General features: G+C 45.4%; 3 protein-coding genes. 2 read left to right on the top strand and 1 reads right to left on the bottom strand.

What is annotated here, in order from left to right:
- Positions 1–484 (bottom strand): hypothetical protein (locus ACQY26_RS07490; RefSeq protein WP_428048603.1); only part of this gene is annotated, 484 nt, incomplete at its 3' end.
- A gap of 107 nt (positions 485–591) precedes the next feature.
- Between ACQY26_RS07490 and yajC the strand changes: the two genes are divergently transcribed.
- Both yajC and secD read left to right on the top strand, forming a co-directional pair.
- A complete protein-coding gene (yajC, locus tag ACQY26_RS07485) occupies positions 592–933 on the top strand; it encodes a preprotein translocase subunit YajC (protein ID WP_428048601.1) in 342 nt (113 codons plus the stop codon).
- A partial coding sequence (gene secD / locus ACQY26_RS07480) for a protein translocase subunit SecD (protein WP_428048599.1) occupies positions 930–2,012 on the top strand: 1,083 nt, incomplete at its 3' end. The genes yajC and secD, both read left to right, overlap by 4 nt.

The raw sequence follows: 2,012 nt of genomic DNA, 5'->3' as shown, positions 1-2,012 counted from the left end.
GCCCGATATTAATGGGAAAATCAGCAACTACAAAGATTACACCAAGGAATAACAAAAACAAACTGGCAACCAAAGGAACGAATCGTTCTGAAATCATTTTTAACGTAATTCCCCGCTCATTTCCCACATAAACATCCGAGAGATAACCGGTTTGTTCCGGATACCCGCAAATATATCGAATCTCTATCTGTTTGCCGGCATATTCCTCATCCAAATCAATAAAACACCAGCAATGTCCGGGACCTTTGTTATAAAAAAAATGCTCCGGAACTTCTTCTTCATAAATGAAATTTCCATCAATCCAGACTTCATAAAAAATGTGATGGGCAAAGAATGCGAAAGTATCATCATCCGTAATACTTTCCGGTAAGGTGTGAAAAATACTTGTTTGCTCCGCGGCACAATAATCCTGTAAAGAATCCAGGTTCACTTCCAAACCGGAAGCCGTAACCCAGCCGGTTGAAACTTCTGTTGCATCCTTCATTAAACTTCGGACCGTGTTCTCTTTTGTATTCGTAGCCTCTGCGTTTATAAACAACAACACCACTACTGCTAAAATCAGTATATATATAATATTATTACGGAGGCGAAATGGAACCAACATCAGCAGCCGCAGCCACAACCGCCGCAGCAGGGCAGGGATTTGGCTTTAACGGTATGTTCTTAATTATAATAGTGTTTTTTGTCGTTTTTATGTTTTTGACCAGCAGAAGCCAAAAGAAACGTGAAGAAGAACAAAAAAAAGCTATTAACGCTCTTGAAAAGGGCGATAAAGTGATTTTAATGGGCGGTATCGTCGGGACGGTAGCCGGCTTTAACGACCAGATTATAGAAGTAAAAGTAGCGGAAAACACCAAATTTTCCGTATTGCCAAGCGGTATAGTTTCTATTTATAAAAACCAACCTCTTGAGAACGGAGCCAAATCTAAATGAACAAGCTTGCCATTAAGTGGACAATAATATTAGCAGCAATATTCGGCGCCGTGGCTTTGCTTTGGCCCAGCTATGAGTGGTATTCAAAGACCCCTCAGGAAAGGGAAAAGCTTGAAGCTTCAGGCGACAGGCCAAAAAGAATACTTAATCTTGGCCTTGACTTAAGGGGTGGATCCTCACTCCTGCTTGAGTTGGACGTAAGCAAACTCAGCGGGAAGGAAAGCCTTAACGATTCCATGCAGCGCGCCATTGAAATCGTCCGCAACAGGATTGACCAATACGGCGTAGGCGAAATACCAATAACCCGCCAAGGCGAAAAATGGATTTCCGTACAGCTGCCCGGTATAGCCAACCCCGAACAGGCCGAAGCCTTAATCGGCAAAACGGCAATGCTTGAGTTCAGAATAGTTAAAGATGACGCCGCCGCTCAGGAAGCCGTCAATAAACTTAACGAACTTGACAATCCTTTCAACGCCGACGGAACTTTGACTGAAGAAGCCGCCAAACTCGTACCTGCTGGTATTACCGTAATGAAAGACAAACAGGGCTTTTTGGTCGCATTGACCGATCCCGCCGCCGTAACCGGCGCGGATCTTGAAGACGCCCGCGTAACCACCGGCGAGTACGGCTATCCGGCGGTAAGCTTTCAGTTTAACGGCGAAGGCGCAAAGAAATTCGGCAATCTTACCGGCGCGAACTTAAAGAAGGACTTGGCCATCGTATTGGATAACACCGTACAGTCCGCCCCGACGATTAACGCCAGAATTACCAGGGACGGCCAAATTACCGGCCAATTTACCATGGAAGAGGCAAGACAGCTTGCAATCGTTCTTAGAGCCGGCGCTTTACCGGCCCCGGTAAACATTATTGAAAAACGCATTATCGGCCCGGGCCTCGGTGAGGACTCCATAAAAAGCGGCGTAAAAGCCTCTTTGGTCGGTTTTGTGTTCATCGTTTTGTTCATGAGCATTTACTACAGGTTCTCCGGCGTAATATCCAGCATAGCTTTGCTCTTGAACTTGGTATTCCTGTTGGCTTTAATGGCCTATTTCTCCGCCACTTTGACTTTGCCCGGCATC

Origin of the sequence: Candidatus Proelusimicrobium excrementi (assembly GCF_937881865.1) — a bacterium.
GTDB lineage: Bacteria > Elusimicrobiota > Elusimicrobia > Elusimicrobiales > Elusimicrobiaceae > Proelusimicrobium > Proelusimicrobium excrementi.
The sequence above is the reverse complement of the archived record's forward strand: the minus strand, read 5'-3'. Positions and strand labels throughout refer to the sequence as shown.

What these genes read in the sequence shown, in the direction of transcription:
- yajC (WP_428048601.1), top strand. Translation starts at nt 592, where the DNA reads ATGGAACCAACATCAGCAGCCGCAGCCACAACCGCCGCAGCAGGGCAG.